The organism is Micromonospora cynarisoli, from assembly GCF_030518815.1.
In the GTDB taxonomy this organism is placed as follows: Bacteria; Actinomycetota; Actinomycetes; order Mycobacteriales; family Micromonosporaceae; genus Micromonospora; species Micromonospora wenchangensis.
Window position 1 is genome coordinate 2,709,692 of sequence record NZ_CP130426.1, and the last position, 25,015, is coordinate 2,734,706.

23 protein-coding genes are annotated in these 25,015 nt (G+C 74.7%); 1 reads left to right on the forward strand and 22 read right to left on the reverse strand.

Annotated elements, in window-relative coordinates:
- Positions 1–18 precede the first annotated feature (18 nt).
- Positions 19–717: an LON peptidase substrate-binding domain-containing protein gene (locus tag Q2K16_RS11085; RefSeq protein ID WP_302745194.1), complete on the forward strand. Its 699-nt coding sequence runs from the start codon at positions 19–21 to the stop codon at positions 715–717.
- On the opposite strand, the gene Q2K16_RS11090 is transcribed toward Q2K16_RS11085, so the two are convergent.
- The 22 genes from Q2K16_RS11090 to Q2K16_RS11195 all read right to left on the reverse strand — a co-directional run bounded on the left by Q2K16_RS11090 (position 632) and on the right by Q2K16_RS11195 (position 24,974).
- Positions 632–1,588, reverse strand: coding sequence for a DUF2567 domain-containing protein (locus Q2K16_RS11090; protein WP_302745195.1), 957 nt, complete (start codon positions 1,586–1,588; stop codon positions 632–634). The two genes, Q2K16_RS11085 and Q2K16_RS11090, sit on opposite strands and share 86 nt — an antisense overlap.
- A gap of 56 nt (positions 1,589–1,644) precedes the next feature.
- On the reverse strand, positions 1,645–3,246 hold the full coding sequence (locus Q2K16_RS11095; protein WP_302745196.1) for a MinD/ParA family ATP-binding protein: 1,602 nt from the start codon (positions 3,244–3,246) through the stop codon (positions 1,645–1,647).
- A 364-nt stretch (positions 3,247–3,610) separates the two neighbouring features.
- A complete protein-coding gene (locus tag Q2K16_RS11100) occupies positions 3,611–4,399 on the reverse strand; it encodes a hypothetical protein (protein WP_302745197.1) in 789 nt (262 codons plus the stop codon).
- A gap of 2 nt (positions 4,400–4,401) precedes the next feature.
- Positions 4,402–5,343 carry an RluA family pseudouridine synthase gene (locus tag Q2K16_RS11105; RefSeq protein ID WP_145920972.1) on the reverse strand — a complete coding sequence of 314 codons (942 nt, stop codon included), beginning with the start codon at positions 5,341–5,343 and terminating at the stop codon, positions 4,402–4,404.
- On the reverse strand, positions 5,340–5,993 hold the full coding sequence (lspA, locus tag Q2K16_RS11110) for a signal peptidase II (protein ID WP_302745198.1): 654 nt from the start codon (positions 5,991–5,993) through the stop codon (positions 5,340–5,342). Before lspA ends, Q2K16_RS11105 begins: the two co-directional genes overlap by 4 nt.
- Before the next feature lie 66 nt (positions 5,994–6,059).
- A complete protein-coding gene (locus tag Q2K16_RS11115) occupies positions 6,060–6,479 on the reverse strand; it encodes a TraR/DksA family transcriptional regulator (RefSeq protein WP_088643050.1) in 420 nt (139 codons plus the stop codon).
- Between the two features lie 223 nt (positions 6,480–6,702).
- Complete coding sequence (locus Q2K16_RS11120; RefSeq protein WP_302745199.1) at positions 6,703–8,205, reverse strand: potassium/proton antiporter; 1,503 nt, start codon at positions 8,203–8,205, stop codon at positions 6,703–6,705.
- 22 nt (positions 8,206–8,227) lie between these two features.
- Positions 8,228–8,533 (reverse strand): DUF167 domain-containing protein, encoded by a 306-nt coding sequence (locus Q2K16_RS11125; RefSeq protein ID WP_302746437.1) that lies wholly within the window; start codon positions 8,531–8,533, stop codon positions 8,228–8,230.
- Between the two features lie 11 nt (positions 8,534–8,544).
- Positions 8,545–9,387, reverse strand: coding sequence for a hypothetical protein (locus Q2K16_RS33210; protein WP_302746712.1), 843 nt, complete (start codon positions 9,385–9,387; stop codon positions 8,545–8,547).
- A gap of 70 nt (positions 9,388–9,457) precedes the next feature.
- Positions 9,458–10,258, reverse strand: a complete 801-nt coding sequence (locus tag Q2K16_RS11135; protein WP_302745200.1) for a DivIVA domain-containing protein — start codon at positions 10,256–10,258, stop codon at positions 9,458–9,460.
- 43 nt (positions 10,259–10,301) lie between these two features.
- Positions 10,302–10,607, reverse strand: a complete 306-nt coding sequence (locus Q2K16_RS11140) for a YggT family protein (protein ID WP_088643046.1) — start codon at positions 10,605–10,607, stop codon at positions 10,302–10,304.
- 28 nt (positions 10,608–10,635) lie between these two features.
- The gene (locus tag Q2K16_RS11145) at positions 10,636–11,343 is read right to left on the reverse strand and encodes a cell division protein SepF (protein WP_302745201.1); all 708 of its coding nucleotides are present in this window, start codon (positions 11,341–11,343) and stop codon (positions 10,636–10,638) included.
- Between the two features lie 190 nt (positions 11,344–11,533).
- Positions 11,534–12,280 carry a YggS family pyridoxal phosphate-dependent enzyme gene (locus tag Q2K16_RS11150; RefSeq protein ID WP_302745202.1) on the reverse strand — a complete coding sequence of 249 codons (747 nt, stop codon included), beginning with the start codon at positions 12,278–12,280 and terminating at the stop codon, positions 11,534–11,536.
- 106 nt (positions 12,281–12,386) lie between these two features.
- Positions 12,387–13,502: a cell division protein FtsZ gene (gene ftsZ / locus Q2K16_RS11155; protein ID WP_145920978.1), complete on the reverse strand. Its 1,116-nt coding sequence runs from the start codon at positions 13,500–13,502 to the stop codon at positions 12,387–12,389.
- Positions 13,503–13,742: 240 nt separating this feature from the next.
- Positions 13,743–14,567, reverse strand: a complete 825-nt coding sequence (locus tag Q2K16_RS11160; protein ID WP_302745203.1) for a cell division protein FtsQ/DivIB — start codon at positions 14,565–14,567, stop codon at positions 13,743–13,745.
- Positions 14,564–16,036, reverse strand: a complete 1,473-nt coding sequence (murC, locus tag Q2K16_RS11165) for a UDP-N-acetylmuramate--L-alanine ligase (RefSeq protein ID WP_302745204.1) — start codon at positions 16,034–16,036, stop codon at positions 14,564–14,566. Before murC ends, Q2K16_RS11160 begins: the two co-directional genes overlap by 4 nt.
- Positions 16,037–16,067: 31 nt before the next feature.
- A complete protein-coding gene (gene murG, locus Q2K16_RS11170; RefSeq protein WP_194823572.1) occupies positions 16,068–17,174 on the reverse strand; it encodes an undecaprenyldiphospho-muramoylpentapeptide beta-N-acetylglucosaminyltransferase in 1,107 nt (368 codons plus the stop codon).
- Positions 17,174–18,580 (reverse strand): FtsW/RodA/SpoVE family cell cycle protein, encoded by a 1,407-nt coding sequence (locus Q2K16_RS11175; protein ID WP_302746438.1) that lies wholly within the window; start codon positions 18,578–18,580, stop codon positions 17,174–17,176. The genes murG and Q2K16_RS11175 overlap by 1 nt, the downstream gene beginning before the upstream one ends.
- Positions 18,581–18,822: 242 nt before the next feature.
- Positions 18,823–19,959, reverse strand: a complete 1,137-nt coding sequence (gene mraY / locus Q2K16_RS11180; RefSeq protein WP_282266939.1) for a phospho-N-acetylmuramoyl-pentapeptide-transferase — start codon at positions 19,957–19,959, stop codon at positions 18,823–18,825.
- Positions 19,956–21,368, reverse strand: a complete 1,413-nt coding sequence (locus tag Q2K16_RS11185; RefSeq protein WP_302745205.1) for a UDP-N-acetylmuramoyl-tripeptide--D-alanyl-D-alanine ligase — start codon at positions 21,366–21,368, stop codon at positions 19,956–19,958. Before Q2K16_RS11185 ends, mraY begins: the two co-directional genes overlap by 4 nt.
- A complete protein-coding gene (locus Q2K16_RS11190) occupies positions 21,365–22,927 on the reverse strand; it encodes a UDP-N-acetylmuramoyl-L-alanyl-D-glutamate--2,6-diaminopimelate ligase (protein ID WP_302745206.1) in 1,563 nt (520 codons plus the stop codon). Before Q2K16_RS11190 ends, Q2K16_RS11185 begins: the two co-directional genes overlap by 4 nt.
- A 52-nt stretch (positions 22,928–22,979) precedes the next feature.
- Complete coding sequence (locus tag Q2K16_RS11195) at positions 22,980–24,974, reverse strand: peptidoglycan D,D-transpeptidase FtsI family protein (protein ID WP_489671912.1); 1,995 nt, start codon at positions 24,972–24,974, stop codon at positions 22,980–22,982.
- Positions 24,975–25,015 lie beyond the last annotated feature (41 nt).

Sequence of the window (25,015 nt, forward strand, 5' to 3'; positions counted from 1 at the left end):
CGGGCTACGCTCGGACGCGTGACCGCAAGGCTGCCGGTGTTTCCCCTCGCAACGGTGCTCTTCCCGGGTCTGGTGCTGCCGTTGCACATCTTCGAGGAGCGGTACCGCCACCTGGTGCGGGACCTGGTCGGGCGCCCCGAGGGGGTGCCCCGCGAGTTCGGTGTGCTGGCCATCCGCTCCGGCTGGGAGGTCGCCCCGGGCGCGGGTCGGGCCACCCCGGGCGGCGGCGACGTGACCCTGCACGAGGTCGGCTGCACCGCCGAGCTGCGTCAGGTCACCGAGCTGGACGACGGTGGCTTCGACATCGTCACGGTGGGCCGGCGGCGGTTCCGGGTCGCCGGGGTCGACCGGGAGGCCGCCCCCTACCTGACCGCCGACGTCGAGTGGCTGCCCGAGCCGACCGGCCCGGACGAGGCCGCCGAGCTGCTGGCGGCCCGGGTGATCGCGGTGTTCCGGCAGTACCTGGGCCTGATCCGGGACGACCCGCAGGAGCTGTCCGAGCAGCTCCCGGAGGACCCGACGGTGCTGTCGCACCTGGTGGCGGCCACCGCCGTGCTGACCCTGGCCGACCGGCAACGGCTGCTCGCCATCGACGACACCGCCGCCCGGCTCCGCGCCGAGCTGCGGCTGCTCAACCGCGAGTCGGCCCTGCTGCGCCAGGTGCGGGCGGTTCCGGTGCCGCTGTCGGAGCTGGCGTCCCCGCCGGCCCCCAACTGACCCCGCCGGCCGGGCCGACGGCGTCCGGCGCACCGACCCCACCGGGCGCACCGACCGCACCCGGCGCTCCCGGCCAGCCGGGCCCGTCGGGCTCCGGCTCCGGGCGCAGCGACGGCCACCGCGACCAGCCGGCCAGCAGGGTGTACGTGACGGCGGCGGCGAACCCGGCCAGCAGCAGGTTGCCGTACGGCACGGGCAGCACCCCGAAGAGCCGGTCGATGCCCCCGGCCCGCAGGTCGGCCGGCTTGTCGAACGACGTGCCGGCGGGGGCGGTGGCGAGCAGCCGCTGGTAGCCGTCCAGCCCGATCCGGCGACCCACCTGCCAGGCGACGAGGGCGGTGCCGAGCGCGCCGACGGTCAGCGCGACCAGGGTCACCGGGCCCCGGCGGCGGCGTAGCAGCGTCCACACCGCGATCGCGGCGAGCAGCCCGAAACCGAGCCCGAGCAGGCTGAACCAGCCGTCGGCGGCGATCGGCTGCTCCGGCTGGGGTTGGGCGTAGACGGCACCCTCGGCGGTCTTGAGCACCGGGGTGTCCGGGGCGAGCGCGGCCCAGAGCAGCCCCAGCGGCACCCCCAGCGCGGTCAGGCCCAGCACGAGGCCGGCCGCCACCGCCCCGGTGTGCCGGGGCCGCTGCTCCCCCGGCTGCGCCGGCCAGCCGGACGGCGGCCACGGCAGGTACGACCCGCCCGGGTCGTGGCCGGGCACGGTCGGTTCGGGTTCGGGCACGGTCGGGGCGTACCCGGGCCCGGTCGGTGGCCCCTCGGTGGGCGGCCCGTCGGCCGGTGTCCCGGTCGGGACGGCGTGCGGGGTGGGCGCGGCACCCGCCGGGGTGTCGGCGGGGCGGTGCGGATCGGGGGTGTCCGGGCTCACCCGATGATCCTCTCAGGCGGGGCGGTACGGCGGGGCGGCGGAGCCCGTACCACCCCTCACCGGGCGAACGGTTCCAGCATCACCGAGGCGGCCCGCAGCCACGCGGCCCGGGTCTCCGCCTGGAGCTGGTGGTACTCGATCGACGAGCCGGTCTCCAGCACCGGGTCGTACGGCACGACGGCGACGGCCCGCGTGCGGGTGGCGAAGTGCCGCTCCAGGTCGTCCTGGAGCGTCGACCGGCCGGGGGTGGGGCAGGAGATCAGGGTGACCGCGTTGTCGGCCAGCTCGCCCATGCCCTCCTCGTGCAGCAGGTCGAGCATCCAGTCGGCGCTGAACGCGGCGTCCTCGCGGGGAACGGTGGTCACCACGAGCTGGTCGGCGGCGTGCATGACGGTCCGCCAGTTGGGGCTCTCCACGTTGTTGCCGGTGTCCACGCAGACCACGTCGTGGGTACGGCGCAGCAGCTCCAGCACCCGCTTGACGGTGAACTGGTCGAGCCGCTGGGCGAACCGGGGGCTCTCCTCCCCGGCCAGCACGTCGTACGAGCCGTCGGAGGCGTGCCGCAGGTAGTCGTCGAGGGACTCCAGCAGCTCCGCGCCGTCCCGGATCTCGATGTGCGCCAGGTCGCTGATCAGGTGCCGGATCGTCCGGGCGTGCCGGGCGCTGCCGGCGCGCAGGCCGAGGGTGCCGCGCAGCTCGTTGTCGTCCCAGGCGAGCACGCCCCGGCCCCGGACGCTGCCGACGGTGGCGGCGGCGAGCACCGTGGCGGTGGTCTTGTGCACCCCGCCCTTGGGGTTGGCGAACGCGAGCACCCGGGGGGTGCCGAGGTCGCGGCGGAGGATGCCGGCGGCCCGCTCCTGCTCGTCCTGGGGGCCCTGCTGACGCCACTCGATACGGGCCGGCTCGATCCGGGCCGGGTAGCCCCGGTCGGCGGTCACCGCCGGCGGGTACCCCGCCGGCTCGGGCTGGTAGGTCGGCTCGGGCTGGTACGTCGGCTCGGGTTGGTAGACCGGCTCCGGCTGGTACGTCGGCGTCGCCTGGTAGCCGGGCTCGGGATACGCCGCCGGCTCGGGATAGGCGGGTTGCGGCGGCTGGTACGTCGGCTCTGGAGGCGCGTAGCCGGGCGTGCGGTAGCCGTTGTCCAGCAGCGCGTACCGGGACTCGGGGGGTGGCGGCTCGGAACGGTAGCCGTTGTCGAGCAGCGCGTAGCGGGACGGGACGACAGGCGGTTCCGGCGGCCGGGCCGGCTCCGGCAGGTATCCGGGGTCGGCCGGGTAGCCGCCGGGGGCGCGGTGGCCGGGATCGGCCGGATAGCCCTGGCCGGCCCGGTAACCCTGGTCGACGGGATAGCCCGGATCGGCCCGGTGGCCCGGGTCCACCCGGTAGCTGGCCCCGACGCGGTAGCCCGGATCGGGGCCGTAACCGGGATCGGGGCCGTAGCCCGGCTCGGGCGGTGGCGGCACGGCGGCCGACCCCCGGCCGGACCAGCCACCACCTGGCACCCGGCCGGGCAGCGGCTCCCGGGACGCGTCCTCGCCACGGCGGTCCGGCTCCGCCGGTTCGGCGGCGCGCCCACCGAGGCGGGCGCGCTCGAAGAGCGTCCGCCATCGCGGTGCCGGTTCGGCCGACCGGCCCCAGCCGGTCTCGGTGCCGTCCAAGGCTCGCCCTCCCGCGCCGTCGATCTCCGCCTGACAGGCTACGAACGAAACCCTATTCGGACCACACCGGTCTGCACACATCTCCCGGGGACAATACTTACCGCGATCGGACGGGCGACTCACCGCGACGGGAGTCCGGGGAGGTGGGAGCGGGGGTCGGCACCGGCCGGCCCGGCCCCACCCCGGTCGGCGACCGTGCCGGGGCGATCACACCGGGTGCTCCTTCCGACGAATCGCCCATCGCCGCGCCCGCCGCCGGGACCCGCCACCGGACGTCCGGACCGATCAACGGGACGTCCACCCGCCCCGGCGGGACGTCCCGGGCGGGTCCGGTCGCCGTCCCCACCGGGCCGGCGGGAGCCGGTCAGGCGGGTGGTTGGGCGGTGTCGGCGGGGGGCCGGGCCACGTCCCGCTGCTCCGGCAGCGGCGGCAGGAACACCGTCCGGTCCAGCCGGGTCACCTCCGGAGCCGGGTCGACCGCCCGGACCCCGTCCCGTCCGGCCGTGGCGCGCAGGGCGGGCGGCTCGGCCCGGACCACCGCCGCGTAGACGCAGGCGCACGCCGACCGGTAGCCGGCCGCCTCCCGCGCGGCGACCTGCGCCCCGGTCTCGTACCCCCGGCGGGTCGGCGGGTCGGTGCTGGCGGCGGCCCGGGCGCGCTGGTCGGCGGCCTCCCGGTCCTTGCGGTCGGCGAGGCCGGCCATGCCGGCGGTGACGTCCTGCGGCAGCCGCTGCGCCGGCAGCCGGACCACCTCGGTCTGCCGGTCGGGCAGCGGCACCCGGACCACCACCGCCGTGACCTCGACGCCGGCCAGCAGCGCCGGCAGCCGGTCCGGCGGGACGTACCTGTCGAAGCTCACCAGCGCGTACGCCCCGGCGGCCAGCGCGGCGAGTTCGGCCCGGCTGGCGGTGGCGTAGCCGGGCAGCGAGTCCCCGGGCAGCACCCCGACCCGGGTCACCTGCCCGACCGTACGGTCACCGACGGGTGCCGGCCGGCGGGCCGACCAACCGGCGGCGAGCAGCACCGCGCCGACGGCGAACACCGCTGCGGTGACCAGCCACCGGGCCGGCCGGGACGCCACGGCGGCCGGTTCGCCGGTCGCCGGCGCGTCGCCGCCGTCCGGCCCGGGGCCACCCGACGGATCGTGCCGCACGGTCAGTCGCGCAGGATCGTCAGCGCGCGGGCCAGGTCGTCCGGGTACTCGCTGACGAAGGTCACGTCGTCGCCGGTGCGCGGGTGGGCGAAGGTCAACGACCTGGCGTGCAGCCACTGCCGGCGCAGTTCGAGCCGGGCCGACAGGGTCGGGTCGGCACCGTAGGTGAGGTCGCCGACGCAGGGGTGCCGCAGGGTCGAGAAGTGCACCCGGATCTGGTGGGTACGCCCCGTCTCCAGCCGGACGTCGAGCAGGCTGGCCGCCGGGAACGCCTCGATCGTGTCGTAGTGGGTGATGCTCGGCTTGCCGTCGGAGACCACCGCCCAGCGGTAGTCGTGGTGCGGGTGCCTGTCGATCGGGGCGTCGATGGTGCCGCGCGACGGGTCGGGGTGCCCCTGGACCACCGCGTGGTAGCGCTTCTCCACCTCGCGGTACTTGAACGCCCGCTTGAGCGCGGTGTACGCCTGCTCGCTCTTGGCCACCGCCATGATCCCGGTGGTGCCCACGTCCAGGCGGTGCACCACGCCCTGCCGCTCGGCGGCCCCGCTGGTGGAGATGCGGTGTCCGATCGCGGCCAGGCCGCCGATGACGGTCGGGCCGGTCCAGCCGGGGCTGGGGTGGGCGGCCACCCCGACCGGCTTGTCCACCACGACGATGTCGTCGTCGGCGTAGACCACGGTCAGCCCGGGGACCGCCTGCGGGACCACGGTCGGCGGCGCGACCGGGGCGGGCAGCGTCACCTCCAGCCAGGAGCCGGCCCGTACCTTGTGCGAGTTCTGCCGGGCCGCGCCGTCGACCAGCGCGTCCCCGGCGTCGACGAGCGCGGCGGCGGCGGTGCGGGAGAGCCCGAACAGTCGGGACACCGCCTGGTCGAGCCGCATGCCGTCGAGGCCGTCCGGGACGGGCAGGGACCGGTGGTCGCCACCGGTGGCGGTGGAGGTCATGCCCGCTCCCGGGGTTCGGCGTCGGTCGGCGCGGTCTCGGCGGGCACCGGCCCGGCGGGCGGCCCGGTCGTCGCCGGGGCGGCGTCGTCGCCCTTGGCCCCGATCCGCCGCCCGTCGCGCTGCCTGCCGGTCAGCTCCAGCAGCACGGCCAGCAGCACCCCGGAGACCAGGCAGCTGTCGGCCAGGTTGAACACCGGCCAGACCTGGCCGTACGGGTCGAAGAGGCTGACCATGTCCACCACGTGCCCGACGAAGTGGCCTGGCGCGCGGAAGATCCGGTCGGTGAGGTTGCCCAGCGCCCCGCCCAGCACCAGCCCCAGCGAGACCGCCCAGGGCAGCGAGCGCAGCCGCAGCGCCATCCAGGTGATCCAGCCGACCACCCCGATGGTGATCAGCGGGAACACCCAGGTGTGGTCGGCGCCGATGCTCCACGCCGCGCCGCTGTTGCGGGTCAGGGTGAGGTAGACCGCCCCGCCGAGCAGGCGGACCGGCGGGCGGTCGTCGAGCAGTTGCAGGGCGAGGTGCTTGGTGAGCAGATCCGTCAGCAGCGCGAACAGCGCGATGCCGACGAGGAGCACGACCGCCCTGCGGCGGGGCGTACGGCCGGCCGGCTCGGTGGTGCCGGGTCCGGCGGTCGGTGCTGTGGTCATCGACTCCCCATCGACTGTCCCGACGACGCAGGTCCGCCGTCTCGCGAGGTCACCGGGGAGCGGACGTCAGCGCCGTTCCTCCAGCTGCTTGCAGGTCACGCAGAGGGTCGCCGACGGGAAGGCGGCGAGCCGCTCCACCGGGATCGGGTTCCCGCACCGCTCGCACCATCCGTAGCCGCCCTCGTCGAGCCGCTCCAGGGCACGCTCGACCTGGGTGATCCGTTCCCGGATGCTGTTGGCGAGGGAGATCTCCTGCTCGCGCTCGAACGTCTTGGTGCCGGTGTCGGCCTGGTCGTCCCCGGCCGAGTCGGTCAGCCGGTCGCGCTGCAGCTCGGTGATCTCGCTCAGCGTCTGATCGTACTCGGCGCGCAGCTCGTCCCGTCGGGCCGCCAGGGCAGCCCGGATCTTCTCGGTCTCCGCCGTGCTGCGGGTGGCCTTCGCCGTCGGTTTGCGACCGGCGGTCCTGGTGTCGGCTGGCTTCGCCATCGTCAGCTCCCTCAGCCGCGGGACGCGGCGCTCGGCGGTGCCCGGACAGGGTCCGCCGACGTGGCGTCCCCGGGTAACAAAACGGGCGCACGGCAACGGTGGCCGCGCACTCCGGAGGTTGGCAAGAATACGGAACGTACAGGCGTCCGACAACGTGCCGCACTGTCGTACCGCTATTCAGCCCCTAATAACCGCTAATTGGGGCAAAACGAAGACTAGCAGATCAGCCTTCCCGATCCTCGCCGTACTCGCCGAACCACCTCGCCAGGCGACCCCGTCGGCTGATCGCCCGCAGCCGCCGCTCCGCCTCGTCCCGCACCCCGGCGGTCGCCACGATCAACATGCTGTCCCCGGTCTTGAGCCGGGTGTCCGCGCCCGGCACGAACCCCACCCCGTCGCGCAGCACCAGGGTCACCGACGCGCCCACCGGCAACCGCAGCTCGTCCACGTGCACCCCGGCCAGCCGGGAGCCCGCCGGCACCTCCAACTGGAGCAGGTCCGCCCGCATCCGCTCCAGCGGGGCGGTCTCCACCCGGATCTCGGCCGGCTCGGCCGGGGCGGTCACCCGCAACCGGCGGGCGGCCGGCGCGAGCGTGCCCGCCTGGAGCACCGTGAAGATCACCACCAGGACGAAGACCGCGTCGAACAGCCGGTCCGCCCCGGGCACCCGGGCCGACAACGGGATGGTGGCCAGCACGATCGGCACGGCGCCGCGCAGCCCCGCCCAGGACAGGAAGAGCTGCTCGCGCAGGCCCACCCGGAACGGCAACGCCGACACCAGCACCGACAGCGGCCGGGCCAGCAGCAGCAGGGCCAGCCCGGTGACCACCGCCGGGACCAGCGCGGTGTGCAGCCGCTCCGGCGTGGCCAACAGCCCCAGCAGCACGAACAGCCCGATCTGGGCCAGCCAGGCCAGCCCGTCGGCGAACCCCAGGATGGCCTGCCGGTGCGGCAGCCGGGCGTTGCCGAGCAGCACCCCGGCCACGTAGACGGCGAGGAACCCGGAGGCGTGCAGCACCGCACCCGCCGCGTACGCCAGCACGGTGAACCCGACCGCGGCGATCGGGTACAACCCGGACGACGGCAGCGCCGCCCGGCGCAGCGCGAACCGGCCGGCCAGCCCGGCGGCCAACCCCACCGCGGCGCCCACCCCCAGCTCGTAGCCGACCAGGAAGATCTCGAACCACCACGGGTGCTCCACCGGCCCGGTGCGCGACAGCAGCACCACCAGGATCACCACCGGGGCGTCGTTCATGCCCGACTCGGCCTCCAGGGCGGCCACCAGCCGGGGTGGCAGCCGCAGCCGGCGCAGCGTGGCGAAGACCGCCGCCGCGTCGGTGGAGGAGAGCACCGCGCCGTAGAGCAGCGCCAACCGCCAGTCCAGCCCGAGCAGCAGATGCACCACCAGACCGACGACGACGATGCTGACCAGCACCCCGACGGTGGACAACGCGCCGGCCAGCCCGAGCACCGGACGCAGGGTGCTCCACCGGGCGGTCAGCCCACCCTCGGCGATGATCACGATCAGCGCGCAGAACCCCAGCACCCGGGTCAGCTCGGCGTCGTCGAACCGGATGCCCAGCCCCGCCTCGCCGATCGCCACCCCGAGCGCGAGATAGACCAGCAGACTCGGCACACCCAGCCGGGTGGAGAACCGCACCGCGCCGATCGCCACCAGCAGCACGGCCGCCCCGAGGAGCAGGGCCAGATCCAGTCCCGGCGTCACGGGCGCCCCGCCCGGGGCGTCGTCACCCGGCCGATCCGTCGCGCAGCCGCCGCAGCAGCGCGGTCACCTCCGGCGTCGCCCCGTCCACCAGGAAGAGCTTGTCCCGGCTGGCCGCGCCGGTGCGCAGCGCCACCGCCGCCGGGCGGACCCCGAGCGCCCCGGCCAACGCCCGGCGGGCCGCCTCGGTGGCCCGGCCGTCCACGGCGGGTGCGGTCACGGCGATCACCAGGGCGGGCCCGTGCGGGCCGGCGAAGCAGCCGCCGACCCGGGGCCGGGACACGCCGGGCTTGACCCGCACCGCGACGGTCACCGTGTCGTTTGTGGGCATCGACACCGGCCTCAGCGGGGGTAGGTGTCGGCGAGCAGGGCGGTGTCCGGGTTGCACAGACCGCACGGGGTGAACCCGAGGGAGACCGCCTCGTGCACCGGCAGCGGCTCGTGGTCCCGTTCGATCAGGTGGGCGCAGGAGAGCAGGTGGTAGCGGGGGTGCCCGTCGACCACCCGCACCTCGGCGTCGAGCTGGGCCACCCGGGCGGCGTCGGCGGGCGGGACCCGCTGGGCCGGCGGGTCCCACGGCGACGCCGCGTCGTCCGAGTGCTCCCACGGCGGCGCGAGATCGTCGCCGGCCGCCCAGGCCGGGTCGTCCGCCGGGTCCAGGCGCGGGCCGTCCGGGTCGGGCCGGTGAGGGTCGGTGGCCGGTTCCGGGGCGTGCTCGGCCGGGTCCGGGGCGTGCTCGGCCGCCGCCGGGTCGGGGCTCGTCTGGTCGGGCGCGGAGGACACGACGACGGGCTCCCAGGGGGGCTCCGCATCGGGCTCCCAGGCACCGGCGTCGGGGCGGGTGGAAACGCCGCCGGGGTCGCCGGTCACCGGCACGCCGGGTGGTTGCCGCCACCCGGCGTCACCGGCACCGAACGTCGTCGCGGGGTACGTCGTCGGTTCATCCGACGGCGTGGTCGCGGCCGGCGGGGTGGTCGGGCCGGACTCCGTCGGGCCCCGCCCCTGCGGCCGGTCCGCCGCCCTCGCCCGGGTGACGGCTGCCTGGCGGGCACCGGCCACCAACGCGACGGCGGCCAGCAGACTGGCCGCGATGGAACTGGTCAACAACGTGCTGGAGCCGTCGACGAGACCGAACGCCAGCAGGACGACCGCGACGAGGATGAGCAGCAGACTGGCGACTAGCACGGCTCACCCCCGCCGCGTCGTGGGTCGTGGCTGGGTCGGCGACCGTCGGGGGACGGCCGCCGACCGTGGATCAGCGACCTGCTTCGAGGGCGCCGGAGCGACCGCCGCCGTACGAGCCGGCGAGGCCGGCCGCGGCGAGGCCGTTGCCACCGACGGCACGGGTGCCCTCGGCGCGGGTCATCTCGGCTTCGAGGCCCTGGCCCCGACCGTCGAGGTCCCGCAGCTGGCTCTCCAGGTACGCCTTGAGCCGGGTGCGGTACTCGCGCTCGAACTGCTTGAGCTCCTCGATGTGCTTCTGCAACGCGGTCCGCTTGGCGTCCAGGCCACCCATGGCCTCCTGGTGCCGCTGACGGGCGTCGCGCTCCAGCGCGTCGGCCTTGGCCCGCGCCTCGCGGGTGACCTCCTCGGCCTTGGAACGCGCCTCGGAGAGCAGCTGGTCGGCCTCCCGACGGGCGTCGGAGACGTGGTCGTCGGCGGTGCGCTGGGCCATCATCAGCACCCGCAGCGCCTGCTGCTCGCCGTCGCCGCCGACGGCCGGGCCACCGGTGGCGCGGACCTGCTCCAGCTCGGCCTGCATGGCGCGGGCGGCCTGCTCGGCGGCGGCCTTGTCGCGCTGCACCCGGTCGAGCTGGGCCTTGACGTCGTTGAGCTCCGCCGCCAGCCGGGCATCGCCACCGGGGCCGGCAGGGGCCCCACCACGACCGCCGCGCTCCACCTGGGCGCGCAGCTCGTTGTTCTCCTCGATCAGACGGGCAAGCTCACGCTCGACCTCGTCCAGGAAGGCGTCGACCTCCTCCTCGTCGTACCCCCGCTTGCCGATCGGCGGCTTTTTGAAGGCGACGTTGTGCACGTCGGCCGGTGTCAGCGGCATCGAAACTCCTCGGGTCAGTTGCGGCCGCGAAAGCGCGCGCTGGTCAGGAGAAGTTCCTGATCAGCGGATCTAACACAAACCTCATCAGCACGAACAGGATAACCAGGAGCACAAGGGAGGCCAGGTCGATGCTCACGGTACCAATTCGCAGTGGGGGGATCACCCGCCTCAACGCCTTGAGAGGCGGATCAGTGACGCTCCACACGGACTCAAGTCCGGCGGACGCGCCACGCCCCGGTTGCCACCGCCGACCGTACTGGAGGACGGCACCGAGAACGAATCGGGCCAACAGCACGATAAGGAAGACATACAAGATCAGGTAAAGCAGCTGGAACATGATCGACAACACGGCAGCGACGTCCCTCGGTCGGGTGGACTTAGCTCAGCGAGAAAAAGCCGCCCTCAGCGATCTTGGCTTTGTCCTCCGCGGTGACCTGGACGTTGGCCGGTGAGAGCAGGAACACCCGGTTGGTCACGCGCTCGATCGTACCGCGCAGCCCGAACGCCAGCCCGGCGGCGAAGTCCACCAGCCGGCGGGCGTCGGCCTCGTCCATCTCGGTGAGGTTGATGATCACCGGGACGCCGTCGCGGAAGTGCTCGCCGATGGTCCGCGCCTCGCGGTAGGTGGTCGGGTGCAGGGTGGTGATCTGGTAGCGCTGCTCCTCCTCGGCCACCACCGGCCGCTCCCGGGGCGACGCCTGCGGCGCCAGCGCGAGATTGTCCCGGGTGTGGTAGCTCAGCGCGCCCGAGGTGTCCGTGCCACCGGACCGGGTGATCGACCTGACGCTGGCCCGCTCCGGGCGCTCCGGCCGCTCGGCGCGCTCCGGACGCTCGTCGTCGGCCCGGTCGGCCTCGGCGAGCCGGCTCGACCGCTCGGCCAGCCGGCCCCGGTCGCCGAGGCGCGGACGCGGCGCCGGCGGCTCCTCCGCGTCGTCCTCGTCGTCGTCGGCGAACTCCTCGGCGTACCGGCTCGACCGGTACCGCGACTCGCGGTAGCCGGGCTTGTCGTAGCCCTCGTCGTAGCCCCGCTCGTCGTCCTCCTCGACGAGACCGAGCCAGACCCCCGCCTTGCGCAGTGCACCCATCCCGCGCCCTTCCGTCCGCCGTGCGGCACGCACCCCCGTGCCGTGTCGCCATGATCGCGAGTGGACTCCATGCCCACCGGATCAGAGCGGCAATCCCCGACGTGCGATTCGCGGCTCGCCCGTCGTGGCCCCCGACCGGGGGCGCCACCCCTGAACAACACTGATGTAATTTGCTTCTATCGCGGTCAGGCTACCGCAGCGTGGAGCGCATTCCGAGCAACGCGCTGCCGACGCGGACATGTGTCGCGCCGTACCCGATGGCCGCTTCCAGGTCGCCGCTCATCCCGGCGGAGAGCACGGTGGCCGTCGGATACCCGACCCGGAACGCCGCCGCCACCTCGGCCAACCGGGCGAACGCCCGCTCCGGTTCCCAGCCCAGCGGCGCCACCGCCATCAGCCCGGCCAGCCGCAGCGCCCCCGCGCCGGCCAGCGCCTCGGCCACCGGGCCGAGCCCCCGCTCGGGGTCGGCCGCGTCCGGCAGGGCACCGCCGCGCGCCGGGTCCCCGTCGAGGCTGACCTGCACCAACGTCTGCAACGGACGGTCCCGTCCGGCGTCGGCGGCGGTGCCCAGCGCGCGGGCCAACCGGACACTGTCCACCGAGTGCACCACGTCGGCGTAGCGCACCACCGAGCGGGCCTTGTTGCGTTGCAGCTGACCGATGAAGTGCCAGCGGACGGCCACGCCGGCCGCCGCCACCTCCGCCGCCTTCGGCGCGGCCTCCTGGTCCCGGTTCTCCCCCAGGTCGGTGACCCCGAGCCCGGCCAGCGCTACCGCGTCGCCGGCCGGGTACGTCTTGGTCACCGCGATCATCGTCACCCCGGACGGGTCCCGGCCGGCGGCGGCGCAGGCGTCGGCGATCCGGGCCCGCACCGCGGCCAGCCCGGCCGCGAGCGCGGCGCGACGGTCCGCACCCACCGGATCGGGCGCAGCGGTCACCGGCCGGCCCGCCCGGTCGGCGACGCGGTGGCGCGACCAGCCGGGAACCCGCCCGACGGGGGCGGGGCGGCGTGGTCGCCCGCGTGGTTGTCCGTCATCGGCGGGATCAGGAACCGTTCTTGAGGAAGTCGGGCACGTCGACGTCGTCGAAGAGCACCCGGCGCGGCGACTGCTGCGGCGGCGGCATGGACGCCGGCGCGGTGACCGCCGGGGCCTGCGGCGTCGGCTGGTTCTGGTTGCTCTTGCGCGGCGACTCGGACGCCTTGTACGCGGGCGTGCCCCCGTCGAAGCCGGCGGCGATCACGGTGACCCGCACCTCGTCGCCGAGCGCGTCGTCGATGACCGCACCGAAGATGATGTTCGCGTCCGGGTGGGCCGCGTCGGTGACCAGCTGCGCGGCGTCGTTGATCTCGAACAGGCCCAGGTCGGAGCCGCCCGCGATGGACAGCAGCACGCCTCGCGCGCCGTCCATGCTCTGCTCCAGCAGCGGGCTGGAGATGGCCGCCTCGGCCGCCTCGACCGCCCGGTTCTCGCCCCGGGCGCTGCCGATGCCCATCAGCGCGCTGCCCGCCCCGCTCATCACGCTCTTGACGTCGGCGAAGTCCAGGTTGATCAGACCGGGCGTGGTGATCAGGTCGGTGATGCCCTGGACACCGGAGAGCAGCACCTGGTCGGCGGTGCGGAAGGCGTCCATCATGCTGATCCCCCGGTCGCCCAGCGCGAGCAGCCGGTCGTTCGGGATGACGATCAGCGTGTCGCACTGGTTGCGCAGCTCGTCTATCCCCGCCTCGGCCTGCACCTGGCGGCGCTTGCCCTCGAAGGAGAACGGCCGGGTCACCACGCCGATGGTCAGCGCGCCGAGCTTGCGGGCGATGTTGGCCACCACCGGCGCGCCGCCGGTGCCCGTGCCGCCGCCCTCGCCGCAGGTGACGAAGACCATGTCGGCGCCCTTGAGCACCTCCTCGATCTCGTCGCGGTGGTCCTCGGCAGCGTTCTTGCCGACGTCGGGGTTGGCGCCCGCGCCGAGCCCCCGGGTCAGTTCCCGGCCGACGTCGAGCTTGACGTCGGCGTCACTCATCAACAGCGCCTGCGCGTCGGTGTTGATCGCGATGAACTCGACGCCCTTGAGCCCAACCTCGATCATGCGGTTGACGGCGTTGACGCCGCCGCCGCCGATGCCGACGACCTTGATGACCGCCAGGTAGTTGTGCGGAGGTGTCATCTCCGGTCCTTTCCCTTCGAGATTGGCTCGCACCGCCCCGGTACGGCGTGGCCCAGACCGGTGGTCGACGAGCTGTCACCAGCGAGGATCAGAGGTGAACCCTAACCCTCTACTAGAGGCTTACAGTTATGTCAACCACTGGTCCTCTTCGGGGCAACGTAAGCGCCCCCACGCCGAGAGCCAAGGACCCCACCGGCGTGTCGCCGCCGGGAGCGTGACGACTCACGTTCGCTGCGGACCTCACCGGAAGGTCACCACGTCCGGCGCGCTCACGTCGATCGTGTCGGCCTTCCGACCGAGCAGCGCCGTCGCCACCCGCGCCTTGTCCTCGCCCCGGGTCGCGTCGCCCCACACCACCGTCCGCCCGTCGCGCAGCCTCAGCCCGATCCGGGCCAGCCCCTCGACCCCCACCTCGACCAGTACGGCCCGCAACTGCGGGGTGAGGACGGCCAGCACCTGCAACGCCGCGCGGGTGCCCGGGTCGTCCGGCCCCGGCGTGGCCAGCCGCACCACCGGCAGTCCCTGCGGGGCGCGGGGCAGCTCGCGGAACACCACCCCGGTGCGGTCGAGCACCACGAACCGGTCGTCGCGCGGCACCGCCGCCACCCCGGTGCGCTCCACCACCGTCACCACGAGCGTGTCCGGCCAGTCGCGGCGGACCGTGGCCCGCTCCACCGGGGCAAGCCCGCCGATCCGCCGGGCCGTCGCCGCCAGGTCCACCCGGGCCAGCGGCACCCCGTCCGGCACCGCCGCCGCGTCGCGCACCTCGACCGGGGTGACCAGCCGGGCCCCCTCCACCCGGACCTCGCGCACCCCGAACAGGCCCGAGCCGAGCACCGTCCAGGCCACCAGGGCGGCCAGGACCAGCACCCCGGCCAGCACCGCCCAGGGCAGGGCGGCCCGCATCCGCCGCTGCCGGGCCCGCGCCATGAACCGTCGGGTGGACGGCGGAACGGCGTCGCTGCCGGCCCGCACGAGCTGCCAGCGCCGCGCCGGGCCACGTCGGGGGCCGCCGTCCGCGCCCGCGGCACGGCCGGCCCGGCCCCGGGCCGGGCCCGGACTCATCCGGTGGTGAAGGCCGTGCCGTCCCGACCCGACGCGGCCGCCGGCCCGGTCACCCGGGCGGTCAGCGCGTCGAGCAGCTGGTCGCCCAGCAGCGAGATCGGCGGAGCCCCCATGGTCACCACCACGTCGCCGGGACGGGCCCGCCGGGCCACCTCCACCGGCGCGTCGTCGAGCGAGTCCACGAAGACCTTGTGCGCCGGGTCCAGCGGCACCGCCGCCAGCAACGCCGCCGACCCCTCGCCCGGCTGGCGCAGCTCACCGGGGCCGAAGACCTCCAGCAGCACCAGTTCGTCGGCGATGCCCAGGGCGGCGGCGATCTCCGCCTGGAGATCGCGGGTGCGGTAGAGCCGGTACGGCTGGAACACCACGATCAGCCGGCCGTCGCCGGCCACCTCCCGCAGCGTCCGCAGGGCCAGCGTCATCGAGGTCGGGTGGTAGGCGTACTCGTCGTAAACCAGCACCCCGTCGGCGACGCCCTTGCGCTCGAAGCGCCGACGCACCCCGGGGAACGCGGCCAGCGCCGCCTCCGCCGCCGCCACCGGCAGGCCGAGCAGGTGGGCGGCGAGCACCGCCGAGGCGCTGTTGAGCCCCATGTGCCGCCCCGGCACCGGCAACCGGATCTCGCCCAGCGACCGGCCGTCGAGCGCCGCGAGGTACCGCACCCCCTGGGCGGACGAGGCCATCTCGGACAGCCGCAGGTCGGCGTCGGCCGCCTCGCCGTACGTCCAGACCCGCCGGCCCTCGGCGCGCAACGTCTCGGCCAGCCGCCGCCCGCCCGGGTCGTCGGCGCAGGTGATGACGTACCCGGCCGGGTCGGTGAGCCGGGCGAACTCGGCGAAGGTCGCCTCCAGGGTCGCCAGGTCGCCGTAGGTGTTCAGGTGGTCGGCCTCGATGTTGGTGATGATCGAGACGAACGGGCGGTAGATCAGGAACGACCTGTCGCTCTCGTCCGCCTCGACCACGAAGTGCTCGCCGGTGCCGTGGTGCGCCCCGGAGCCCACCTCGGAGATCTCCCCGCCGATGACGAAGGACGGGTCGACCCCGGCCTGCTGGAGCACCATCGTCACCATCGAGGTGGTGGTCGTCTTGCCGTGGGTGCCGGCCACCGCCACCGTCCGCCGCCCGGTCATCGCCGCCGCCAGCGCCTCGGAGCGGTGCAGCACCCGCAGCCCGCGCCGCCGTGCCTCCACCATCTCCAGGTGGTCCTGCCCGATGGCCGAGGAGTAGACGACTGTGTCCACCCCGTCGAGGTTGGCCGCCTCGTGGCTCATGTGGATGGTGCCGCCCAGCGCCCGCATCCCTGCCAGCGACGGCCACTCGCGCAGCTCGCTGCCGGAGACCGGCAGGCCCCGGGTGAGGAAGAGCCGGGCCAGGCCGCTCATGCCGACCCCGCCCACCCCGATCAGGTGGATCCGGCCCAGGTCCTCCGCGGTGAGCGTGCCGGCCGGGGTGAACTGCGCGGTGTTCATGCCAGGTACCTTCCCGTCGCGCTGGACCGGCTCACCGGGCCACCGCCTCGTAGACGAAGTTGAGCAGGGCCACGTCGCCGTCGCGTCGCCCGTACGCGGCGGCGGCGGCACCCATCGCGTACAGCCGCTGCGGGTCGCGCAGCAGGGGCAGCACGGTGCGCTCCAGCCAGGCCGGGGTCAGCTCGGCGTCGTCGACGAGCAGCCCGCCGCCGGCCTCCACCACGGGCAGCGCGTTGCGCTTCTGCTCCTGGTTGGAGTGCGGGTACGGCACGTAGATGGTGGGCAGCCCGATGGCGGCCACCTCGGCGCAGGTCATCGCCCCGCCCCGGGCCAGCATCAGGTCGGCGGCGGCGTAGCCCAGCTCCATCTCGGACAGGTAGGGCAGCGCCACGTACGGCACCGGCAGGTCGGTGGGGATCGGCACCGGCTCGTTGCGGGCGCCCATCACGTGCAGCACCTGCACGCCGTTGCGGGCCAGTTCCTTGGCCGCGCCGGAGACCGCCAGGTTGATCGACCGGGCGCCCTGCGAGCCACCGGCGACGAAGAGCACCGGCAGGTCGGGACGGAGTCCGAAGTGGGCGCGGGCGGCGGCCCGCATCGCGTTGCGGTCCAACCCGGCGATGCCCCGGCGCAGCGGCACCCCGACCACCCGGGCGTCGCGCAGCGCCTCGGCCTGGGCCGGCTGGTGCGGGAAACCGACGGCGATGTTCTTGGTGAACTTCATCCCGAGCCGGTTGGCCACCCCCGGCGGGACGTTCACCTCGTGGATGACGATCGGCATCTCGCGCCGCCAGGCGGCCAGGTAGCCGGGGACGGAGACGTACCCGCCGAAGCCGACGACCACGTCGGCGGCGACCTCGTCGATCACCTTGCCGGCGGCGCGGGCCGCCTTCCACATCCGGTCCGGGGTGCGGACCAGGCCCATGTTGACCGAGCGGGGCAGCTGGTAGGCGGGGATCTGCCGCAGGTCGTAGCCGGCCGGCGGGATCAGCTCGTTCTCCAGGCCCTTGGGGGTGCCCAGGCAGGTGATCCGGACGCCCGGGTCGTGTCGGCGCAGGCAGTCGGCGAAGGCGAGCAGCGGGTAGATGTGCCCACCGGTGCCCCCTCCACAGAGCACCACCGAACGCAGCGGACCCATCAGCGTCTCCTCTCGCTCGCCGGCCCGCCCCGGGTCCGGTCCTGCCGGACGCCGCGCGGTACGGCCTGATCGTCGGGTCGCCGCCCGCGCGCCCGGGGTACGGACCCCGGGGCAGCCGGTGGCGACGCCGGTCGGCTCCGCGCACCGGGAAGCGGCGGCAACGGGGCCCAGACTAGTCGGACCCATCGGGCGGGCGGACGGGCGTGCAGGGCTCGGGCCGCGTCGGGCTCGGCCCGGGCGAAGGAGGCGAGCATGCCCACCGCCGCCAGGGTGACGACCAGGGCGCTGCCTCCGTCGGAGATGAACGGCAGCGGCACGCCGGTCAGCGGCAGCAGCTTGGTCACCCCACCGATGTTGATCACGGCCTGGCCGACCAGCCAGGCGGTGACGGCGGTGGCGGCGAGCCGGCGGAACGGATCGGCGACCCGGCGGGCGATCCGCAGCCCCGTGTAGGCCAGCACGGCGAACAGCACCAGGATGACGGTGCAGCCGACCACGCCCAGTTCCTCGGCGATGACGGCGAAGATGAAGTCGTTGTGGGCGGCCGGCAGCCAGCCGAACTTGACGCTGCTCTTGCCGAGGCCGACGCCGAACCAGCCGCCGTGCTCGATGGCGTTGCGGGCCTGGACCATCTGCCAGCAGGCGTCCTCGACGCACTTGGCCGGGTCGGGCGTGTCGAGGAACGAGGTGAGCCGGGCCAGCCGGTAGTTCTCCTGGCCGCGCGCCCCGGAGCCGGCCCCGAGCGAGGCGACCGCGACCAGCAGGCCGATGCCGACCAGGCCGACCGCGGACAGGGCGGCGAAGACCCGCAGCCGCACCCCGGCCGCCCAGAGCAGCCCGACCACGATGGCCAGCAGGCAGAGCATGCTGCCCAGGTCGTTGTAGCCGACCAGCACGAACAGCAGGCCGACCACCGGAAACAGCGGGGTGGCCAACTCCCGCCACCAGCCCAGCGCGGCGCCCTTGCGGGCGATCACGTGCGCCCCCCACAGCACCAGCGCCAGCTTGGCCAGTTCGGCGGGCTGCAACTGGATCGGCCCGAGATAGAGCCAGAGCAGGTTGGCCCGCAGCGGCCCGAGCGACTCCAGCCCGAACAGGGCGTTCAGGGCGACCAGCAGGTTGAGCACCAGCAGCAGCACCACCGCGGCACCGAGCAGCGGCCGGCCCAGCGAGCGGAAGGTGGTGGCCGGCAGCCGCTGGCAGGCCCAGAACGCGACGATGCCGATCACCGCGAAGATGGCCTGCTTGGTCACCGAGGCGGCGGCGTCGCCGGCCTCGGCGTAGTCGCGCACGCTGGTGGCCGAGAAGACCATGGTCAGACCGATCAGCAGCAGCAGGCCGGCGCTGGACAGCAGCAGGTAGTAGGAGGCCAGCGGGCGGGCCAGCAGGCCGCGCAGCGCCGCCAGGCCGCCGGCCGGGCCCAGCCCGGACAGCCCGCCGGGCGGGTCGGCGGTACGTCCCGTGCCCGCGGCCCGCCGCGGCTGGGTCTCCGTCGTCGTCCCGGTGCTCGTGCCTCGGTCCTCCCCCACCCGCCCATCATCGCCGCTGCGGGCGGCCCGTTCCGGCCGTTCCCCCCGGTCGGCGTGTCGAAATACGAAACGGGGGCCCCTCCGGTAGAGAGGAGCCCCCGTCCGGCACGCCCGGCCGGTCAGCCCATGCTGGCCAGGAAGTCGCTGTAGAACAGGCCCAGCGCGATGGCCACCCCGATGCCCGCGATGATCCAGAACCTGACCACGATGTTGACCTCACTCCAGCCGGCCAACTCGAAGTGGTGCTGGAGCGGGGACATCCGGAACACCCGCTTGCCGGTGGTCCGGAACGAGATGATCTGGATCACCACGGACATCGTGATGATCACGAAGAGGCCGCCGAGGATCGGCAGCAGCAGCACCGTCCGGGTGGACATCGCCATCCCGGCGATCAGCCCGCCGAGGCCCAGCGCACCGGTGTCGCCCATGAAGATCCGGGCCGGGGAGGTGTTCCACCACAGGAAGCCCACGCAGGCCCCGGCCGCCGCCCCGGCGATCAGCGCGATCTCCAGCGGGTCCCGGACGGCGTAGCAGTAGTTGTCCGGATTGGCGGTGTACGTCGGGTCGGCGCACCAGTGCCGGTACTGCCAGAACGCGATCAGCGCGTACGCGGCCAGCACCATCACCGAGGCGCCGGTGGCCAGCCCGTCCAGCCCGTCGGTGAGGTTGACCCCGTTGGTCGCCGCCATCACCACCATGATGATCACGATCACCGAGGCCACCTTGCCGATCTCCAGCGCCGGGATGTCCCGGATGAAGCTCAGCGTGGTGCTGCCCACGGTCTCGGTGTTGGTCGTCGCGCCGCTGGCGTCGGTCATGCTGCTCGGGAAGTACAGCGCTACCACCCCGAAGACCGCGCCCACCAGGATCTGCCCGAACAGCTTGCCGCGCTTGTTGAGCCCGCCGCTGTGCCGCTTGCGCACCTTGAGGAAATCGTCGATGAAGCCGACCGCGCCGGAGAAGACCATCAGCCCCAGCAGCACCAGGGCGGTGATGGTCGGCTCGACCTGGGCGATCTGCGCGTCCGGCAGGGTGGTCAGGGCGAGGTGGCCGGCGACGTACGCGATCACCGTGGCCAGGATGAACACCACGCCGCCCATCGTCGGCGTGCCCTTCTTGCCCTCGTTGCTGGCGAGCCCGAGGTTCGATCGGATCGGCTGGCCGGCCTTGAGCCGGGCGAACACCCTGATCGCCAGCGGGGTCGCCAGCAACGACACCAGGAACGCCACGCCGATGGCGACGATGACCGCCCTCACGCGGCACCCCCCGCGCCGGCCCCGTCACCGGAGGCGTCGGCCCGCAGCGCGTCGGCGACCTCCCAGGTCCGGTACCGGGAGCCCTTCACCAGGACGACGTCGCCCGGTCGTAGCTCCCTGCGCAGCACCTCGACGGCCGCCGCCTGATCGGTGAGCAGCACCGACTCTCCTCCCCAGTCACTTACCGCTGTCGCGCCCTCATGGATCGGCGCGGCCGGCTCACCCACCACGAGCAGCCGGTCGACACCGAGTTCGGCCGCGAGCCGGCCGACCTCCCGGTGCCCCTCGTCCTCGTACGCGCCCAACTCGGCCATGTAGCCCAGTGCGGCGAACGTCCGCCCGCCCCGGTGCATCCCGGCCAGCGCGCGCAGCGCCACCGCCGTCGAGGCCGGGTTGGCGTTGTACGAGTCGTCGATGACGGTCACCCCGTCGGGACGGGTGAAGACGTCCATCCGGCGGGTGGAGACCAACCCCAGGTCGCCCAGGGCCGCCGCCAACTCGGCCAGCGGCATGCCCAGCTCCCGGGCCACCGCCGCCGCGGCGAGCGAGTTGGAGACCTGGTGCCGGCCGGTCAGGCCGAGCCGCACCGGGGCCGTCCCCTCCGGGGTGACCAGGGTGTATGCCGGCCGGCCCCGCCCGTCCAGGGTGACGTCCACCGCGCGCACGTCGGCGTCGGCCGACTCGCCGTAGCGGACCACCCGGGCGGCGGTCCGGGACGCCATCGCGGCGACCAGCGGGTCGTCGGCGTTGAGCACCGCCAGCCCGTCGGCCGGCAGCGCCTCCACCAGCTCCCCCTTGGCCAGGGCGATGTTCTCCACCGAGCCGAACTCGCCCAGGTGCGCCACCCCGACGTTGAGCACCACCGAGATCCGCGGCGGCACCACGTCGCAGAGGTAGCGGACGTGCCCGACGCCCCGCGCGCCCTTCTCCATCACCAGGTACCGGGTCTGCCCGGTGGCCTGCAACGCCGTGTACGGGTGGCCCAGCTCGTTGTTGAACGATCCGGGCGGGGCCACCGTCGGGCCGAGCCGGCCGGCGAGCTGCGCGATCAGGTCCTTGGTGGTGGTCTTGCCCGACGACCCGGTCAACCCGATCACGGTGAGCCCCGGCAGCCGGTCCACCACGGCCCGGGCCAGCCGGCCCAACGCGGCCAGCGCGTCGTCCACCAGCACCATCGGCACCCCGGGCAGCTCCCGGGTGCCGAGCACCGCCACCGCGCCGGCGGCGACGGCACCGGCGGCGTAGTCGTGCCCGTCGACCCGCTCGCCGGGGAACGCGACGAACAGCGCACCGGCGACGACCTTGCGGGAGTCGAACTCGACCGGGCCGGTGACCCGGGTGTCCGGGTCGGCGGCGTGCAGCCGGCCGCCCACCGCCGAGGCCACCTCGGCCAGGCTCAGCGGGATCACCGCTGACCCGCCAGGTCGCCGAAGCGGACGCGCAGCGCCTCCGCCAGCTCGGTCCGGTCGTCGAACGGGTGCACCTCGCCGGCGATCTCCTGACCGCGTTCGTGCCCCTTGCCGAGCAGCGCCACCACGTCACCCGGCCCGGCCAGCCGGACCGCCTCGGCGATCGCCTCCCGCCGGCCCGGCACCTCGACGATCCGGGCGGCCGCGTCCGCCCCGTACGCCCCGGCCAGCACCTCGGCCCGGATCGTCGCCGGGTCCTCGGTACGCGGGTTGTCGTCGGTCACCAGCACCACGTCGGCGCCCCGGGCGGCGGCGGCACCCATCGCCGGGCGCTTGCCCCGGTCCCGGTCGCCCCCCGCGCCGATGACGCAGATCAGCCGGCCGGTGCCCGAGTCACGCAGCGCGGCCAGGGCGGCCACCACGGCGTCGGTCTTGTGCGCGTAGTCGACCACGCCGCGCACCGGGGCGTCCCCGCTGACCAGTTCCAGCCGGCCGGGCACCCCGCCGCACGCGGCCACCCCGGCGGCGGCGGTCGTCGGGTCGACCCCGGCGGCGACCAGGCAGGCGATCGCGAGCAGCGCGTTCGCCACGTTGTGCCGGCCGGGCAGCGCCACCCCGGCGGGCAGGACCAGGTCGTCCGGGCCGTGCGCGGTGAACCGCTGGGCGTAGCCCTCGCCGCCGACCCGGTCGGCCCACCAGGTGGCGGTCGGGTCGCCGGCCGCCGAGTAGCTGACCGTGGCCGGCCGGTACAGCGGGCGCAGGGCCGGGTCGTCGTGGTTGAGCACCTCGACCCGGCAGCGCCCGTCGAACAGCTTCGCCTTCGCCGCGAAGTAGTCGGCCGGGTCGGCGTGGAAGTCGAGGTGGTCGGAGCCGAAGTTGGTGTAGCCGCCGACGGTGAACCGGACCCCGCCGACCCGCCCCATCGCCAGGGCGTGGCTGGACACCTCCATGACCACCGCGGTCACCCCGCGCTCCCGCGCGGCGGCGAGCAGGGCGTGCAGGTCGGTGGCCTCCGGGGTGGTCCGGACGCTGTCGGTCACCAGGTCGCCCAGCCGGGTCTCCACGGTGCCGATCAGGCCGGTGACGTGGCCTGCGGCACGCAAGCCGGACTCGATCAGGTAGGCCGTCGAGGTCTTGCCGGCGGTGCCGGTCACCCCGATCACGGTCAGCCCGTCGGTCGGGTCGCCGTAGACGGCGGCGGCCAGCTCGCCCAGCACCGCCCGGGGGTCGGGCGTCACCAGGACGGGCAGCCCGGTCGCGCCGGCCGCCACGGCGCCGGCCGGGTCGGTCAGCACTGCCACCGCGCCGGCCGAGGCGGCGGCGGCGGCGAACTCCGCGCCGTGCCGGCGGGCGCCGGGCAGCGCGGCGTACAGGTCGCCGGGGCGGACCTCCTGGCTGGCGTGGGTCACCCCGGTCACGACCAGCGCGGCGGCGTCGGCCGGCGGCGTCACAGCGAGCCGGTCGGCGAGGTCGCCGAGCCGGACTCCGGGCACGGTACGGGGGCGTGGATTGCCGGGCACGGCGTCAGACCCTACCCGGTCGTCCGGTTCCGGCCGCACAGCCGCCCCGATGGTTCGTCGGCACTCACCGATGATGTCCCGCCGTTCCCGGTCAGCGCGGAAAGACCTCGAAGTTGGGGGATTTCCCGCGCGACGGCGGGACCCGGTAGTGCCGCAGCGTGAAGCCCATCATCTCGCGGAACGCCGGGGCGACGACCGCGCCGCCACCGCCCTCGGGGTTCCAGACGAAGACCGCCACCACGTACCGGGGCGCCTCGGCGGGCGCCATCCCGATGAACGACCCCACCTCGCCCGGTTGCTGCTTGCCGTCGACGTAGCGCAGCCCGGTGCCGGTCTTGCCGGCGATCCGGTAGCCGGGCACCGCGGCGGCCAGGCCGGTCGCGCCGTCGACCGTGGTCACGGCCTCCAGCAGGGTACGCAGCGCGGCGGCATTCTGCGGGCTGAGCACCGAGCGGGTCACCGGGGCGGCGGCCGGGGTGCGTTTGCCGTCCGCCCCGACCACCTCCTTGATCAGGTGGGGCTGGACGTAGGTGCCGCCGTTGGCGATGGTGGCGTACGCGGCGGCCATCTGCAGCGGGGTGGCGTCGACGCTGTGCCCGATCGGCACCGACCCGTACGACGACCCGCTCCACTGGTCAGCCGGGAGCAGCCGGCCGGACGCCTCGCCGGGCATCCCCTCGCCGGTGGGCTGCCCCAGCCCGAACCGCTTCTGGTAGTCGATCAGCCGGTCGGGGCCGAGCCGGTCGCCGATCTCGATGGTGCCGACGTTGGACGAGTAGGCCAGCATCCCGGCCACGCTGAGCTTCTTGCCGTCGGCGGGGTGGGTGTCCCGGAAGGTCACCCCGCCCCGGGTGACGGTGTTCGCGACCGGCCAGGCGCTGTCCGGCGTGATGACCCCCTCCTGCAGGGCCGCGCCGTAGGTGATCGCCTTGTGCACCGAGCCGGGGTCGACCACGAAGCTGGTGGCCGCGTCCTCCCGGTCGGTGGGGCGGCTCTGCTCCGGTGACGCCGCGTTGTAGGTCGGGTTGCTGGCCTGGGCCAGCACGTCGCCGGTCTTGGCGTCGAGCACCACCGCCGCGCCGATCGCGCCCCGGGTCTGCGCCATCTGCCGGCTGAGGATCTGCTGCGTCTGGAACTGGAGGTCCCGGTCGATGGTGAGCACCAGCGAGCTGCCCGGCTTGGGTTCGGTGGTCTGGCTGTAGCCGCCGGGGATGGGCGCGTTGAGGTCGCCGAGGCCGGCCTCGTACACCCGGCGGCCGTCCTGCCCACGCAGCACGTCGTCGTAGCGGGCCTCCAGCCCTTCCAGGCCGTCCATGTCCTGGCTGGTGAAGCCGACCAGGTTGGCGGCCAGGTCGCCGCCGGGCACCTCGCGGCGTTCGTCGCGGTGGGTGCCGATGCCGGCCAGGTCGAGCGCCTCGATCTGCTTGGCCCGGGCGATGTCGACGCCCCGGGCCAGGTACCGGAACTGGAGGCCGCCCTTCCGCTTCATCTTCTCGGCCAGTTCGGAGGCCGGGACACCGAGCAGCGGGGACAGCAGCTTCGCGGTCTCCGTGCGGTCCTTGACCATGGTGGGGTCGGCGAAGACGTACCGCGCCTCGACGCTGCGGGCCAGCGGTGCGCCGGTGCGGTCCTGGATCGAGCCACGCGGGGCGGGCAGGTCGACCCGGGTCAGCCGGTTGTCCACGCCACCGCCGGCGTACGCCGGGGTGTCCACGGCCTGCAGGACGACCAGCCGGATGCCGATCACGGCGAAGGCCGCGAGCACCAGCATGGTGCCCAGCCGCAGCCGGCGACGCGGCTCGGCGAGCTTCGGCGGGCGGCGCGGCTTGCGCACCGGCCGTCGCCCGGCGGGCCGGTCGGTGCGCCGGGGCGCCTCGGTCCGGCGCGCGGCGCCCCGGCCGGGGGTGTCGGTACGGCGGCCGGGACGGCGACGGGGCGCGGGCGGCTCGGCGAACTCGTCGTCGTCGGGGGCGGCCCTGGGCGGCACGGTCCGGATGACGCCGGTGCGCCCGGTCGGGGCGGCCTCCCGCCGGCCGGCCCGGTTGGCGGCGGCCCGAGCGGGGGCGGCCCGGCCGCCGTCGAGCACCTGCAGGGCGGGGCGGAACGGGTCGCCGGAGCGGCCGGCCC

Coding starts and splice junctions, on each gene's coding strand:
- Q2K16_RS11105 (WP_145920972.1), bottom strand. CDS start 5,343: ATGACCTCCACCGCCACCGGTGGCGACCACCGGTCCCTGCCCGTCCCG.
- lspA (WP_302745198.1), bottom strand. CDS start 5,993: ATGACCACAGCACCGACCGCCGGACCCGGCACCACCGAGCCGGCCGGC.
- Q2K16_RS11115 (WP_088643050.1), bottom strand. CDS start 6,479: ATGGCGAAGCCAGCCGACACCAGGACCGCCGGTCGCAAACCGACGGCG.
- Q2K16_RS11125 (WP_302746437.1), bottom strand. CDS start 8,533: ATGCCCACAAACGACACGGTGACCGTCGCGGTGCGGGTCAAGCCCGGC.
- Q2K16_RS11135 (WP_302745200.1), bottom strand. CDS start 10,258: ATGCCGCTGACACCGGCCGACGTGCACAACGTCGCCTTCAAAAAGCCG.
- Q2K16_RS11145 (WP_302745201.1), bottom strand. CDS start 11,343: ATGGGTGCACTGCGCAAGGCGGGGGTCTGGCTCGGTCTCGTCGAGGAG.
- ftsZ (WP_145920978.1), bottom strand. CDS start 13,502: ATGACACCTCCGCACAACTACCTGGCGGTCATCAAGGTCGTCGGCATC.
- Q2K16_RS11160 (WP_302745203.1), bottom strand. CDS start 14,567: ATGAGTCCGGGCCCGGCCCGGGGCCGGGCCGGCCGTGCCGCGGGCGCG.
- murC (WP_302745204.1), bottom strand. CDS start 16,036: ATGAACACCGCGCAGTTCACCCCGGCCGGCACGCTCACCGCGGAGGAC.
- murG (WP_194823572.1), bottom strand. CDS start 17,174: ATGGGTCCGCTGCGTTCGGTGGTGCTCTGTGGAGGGGGCACCGGTGGG.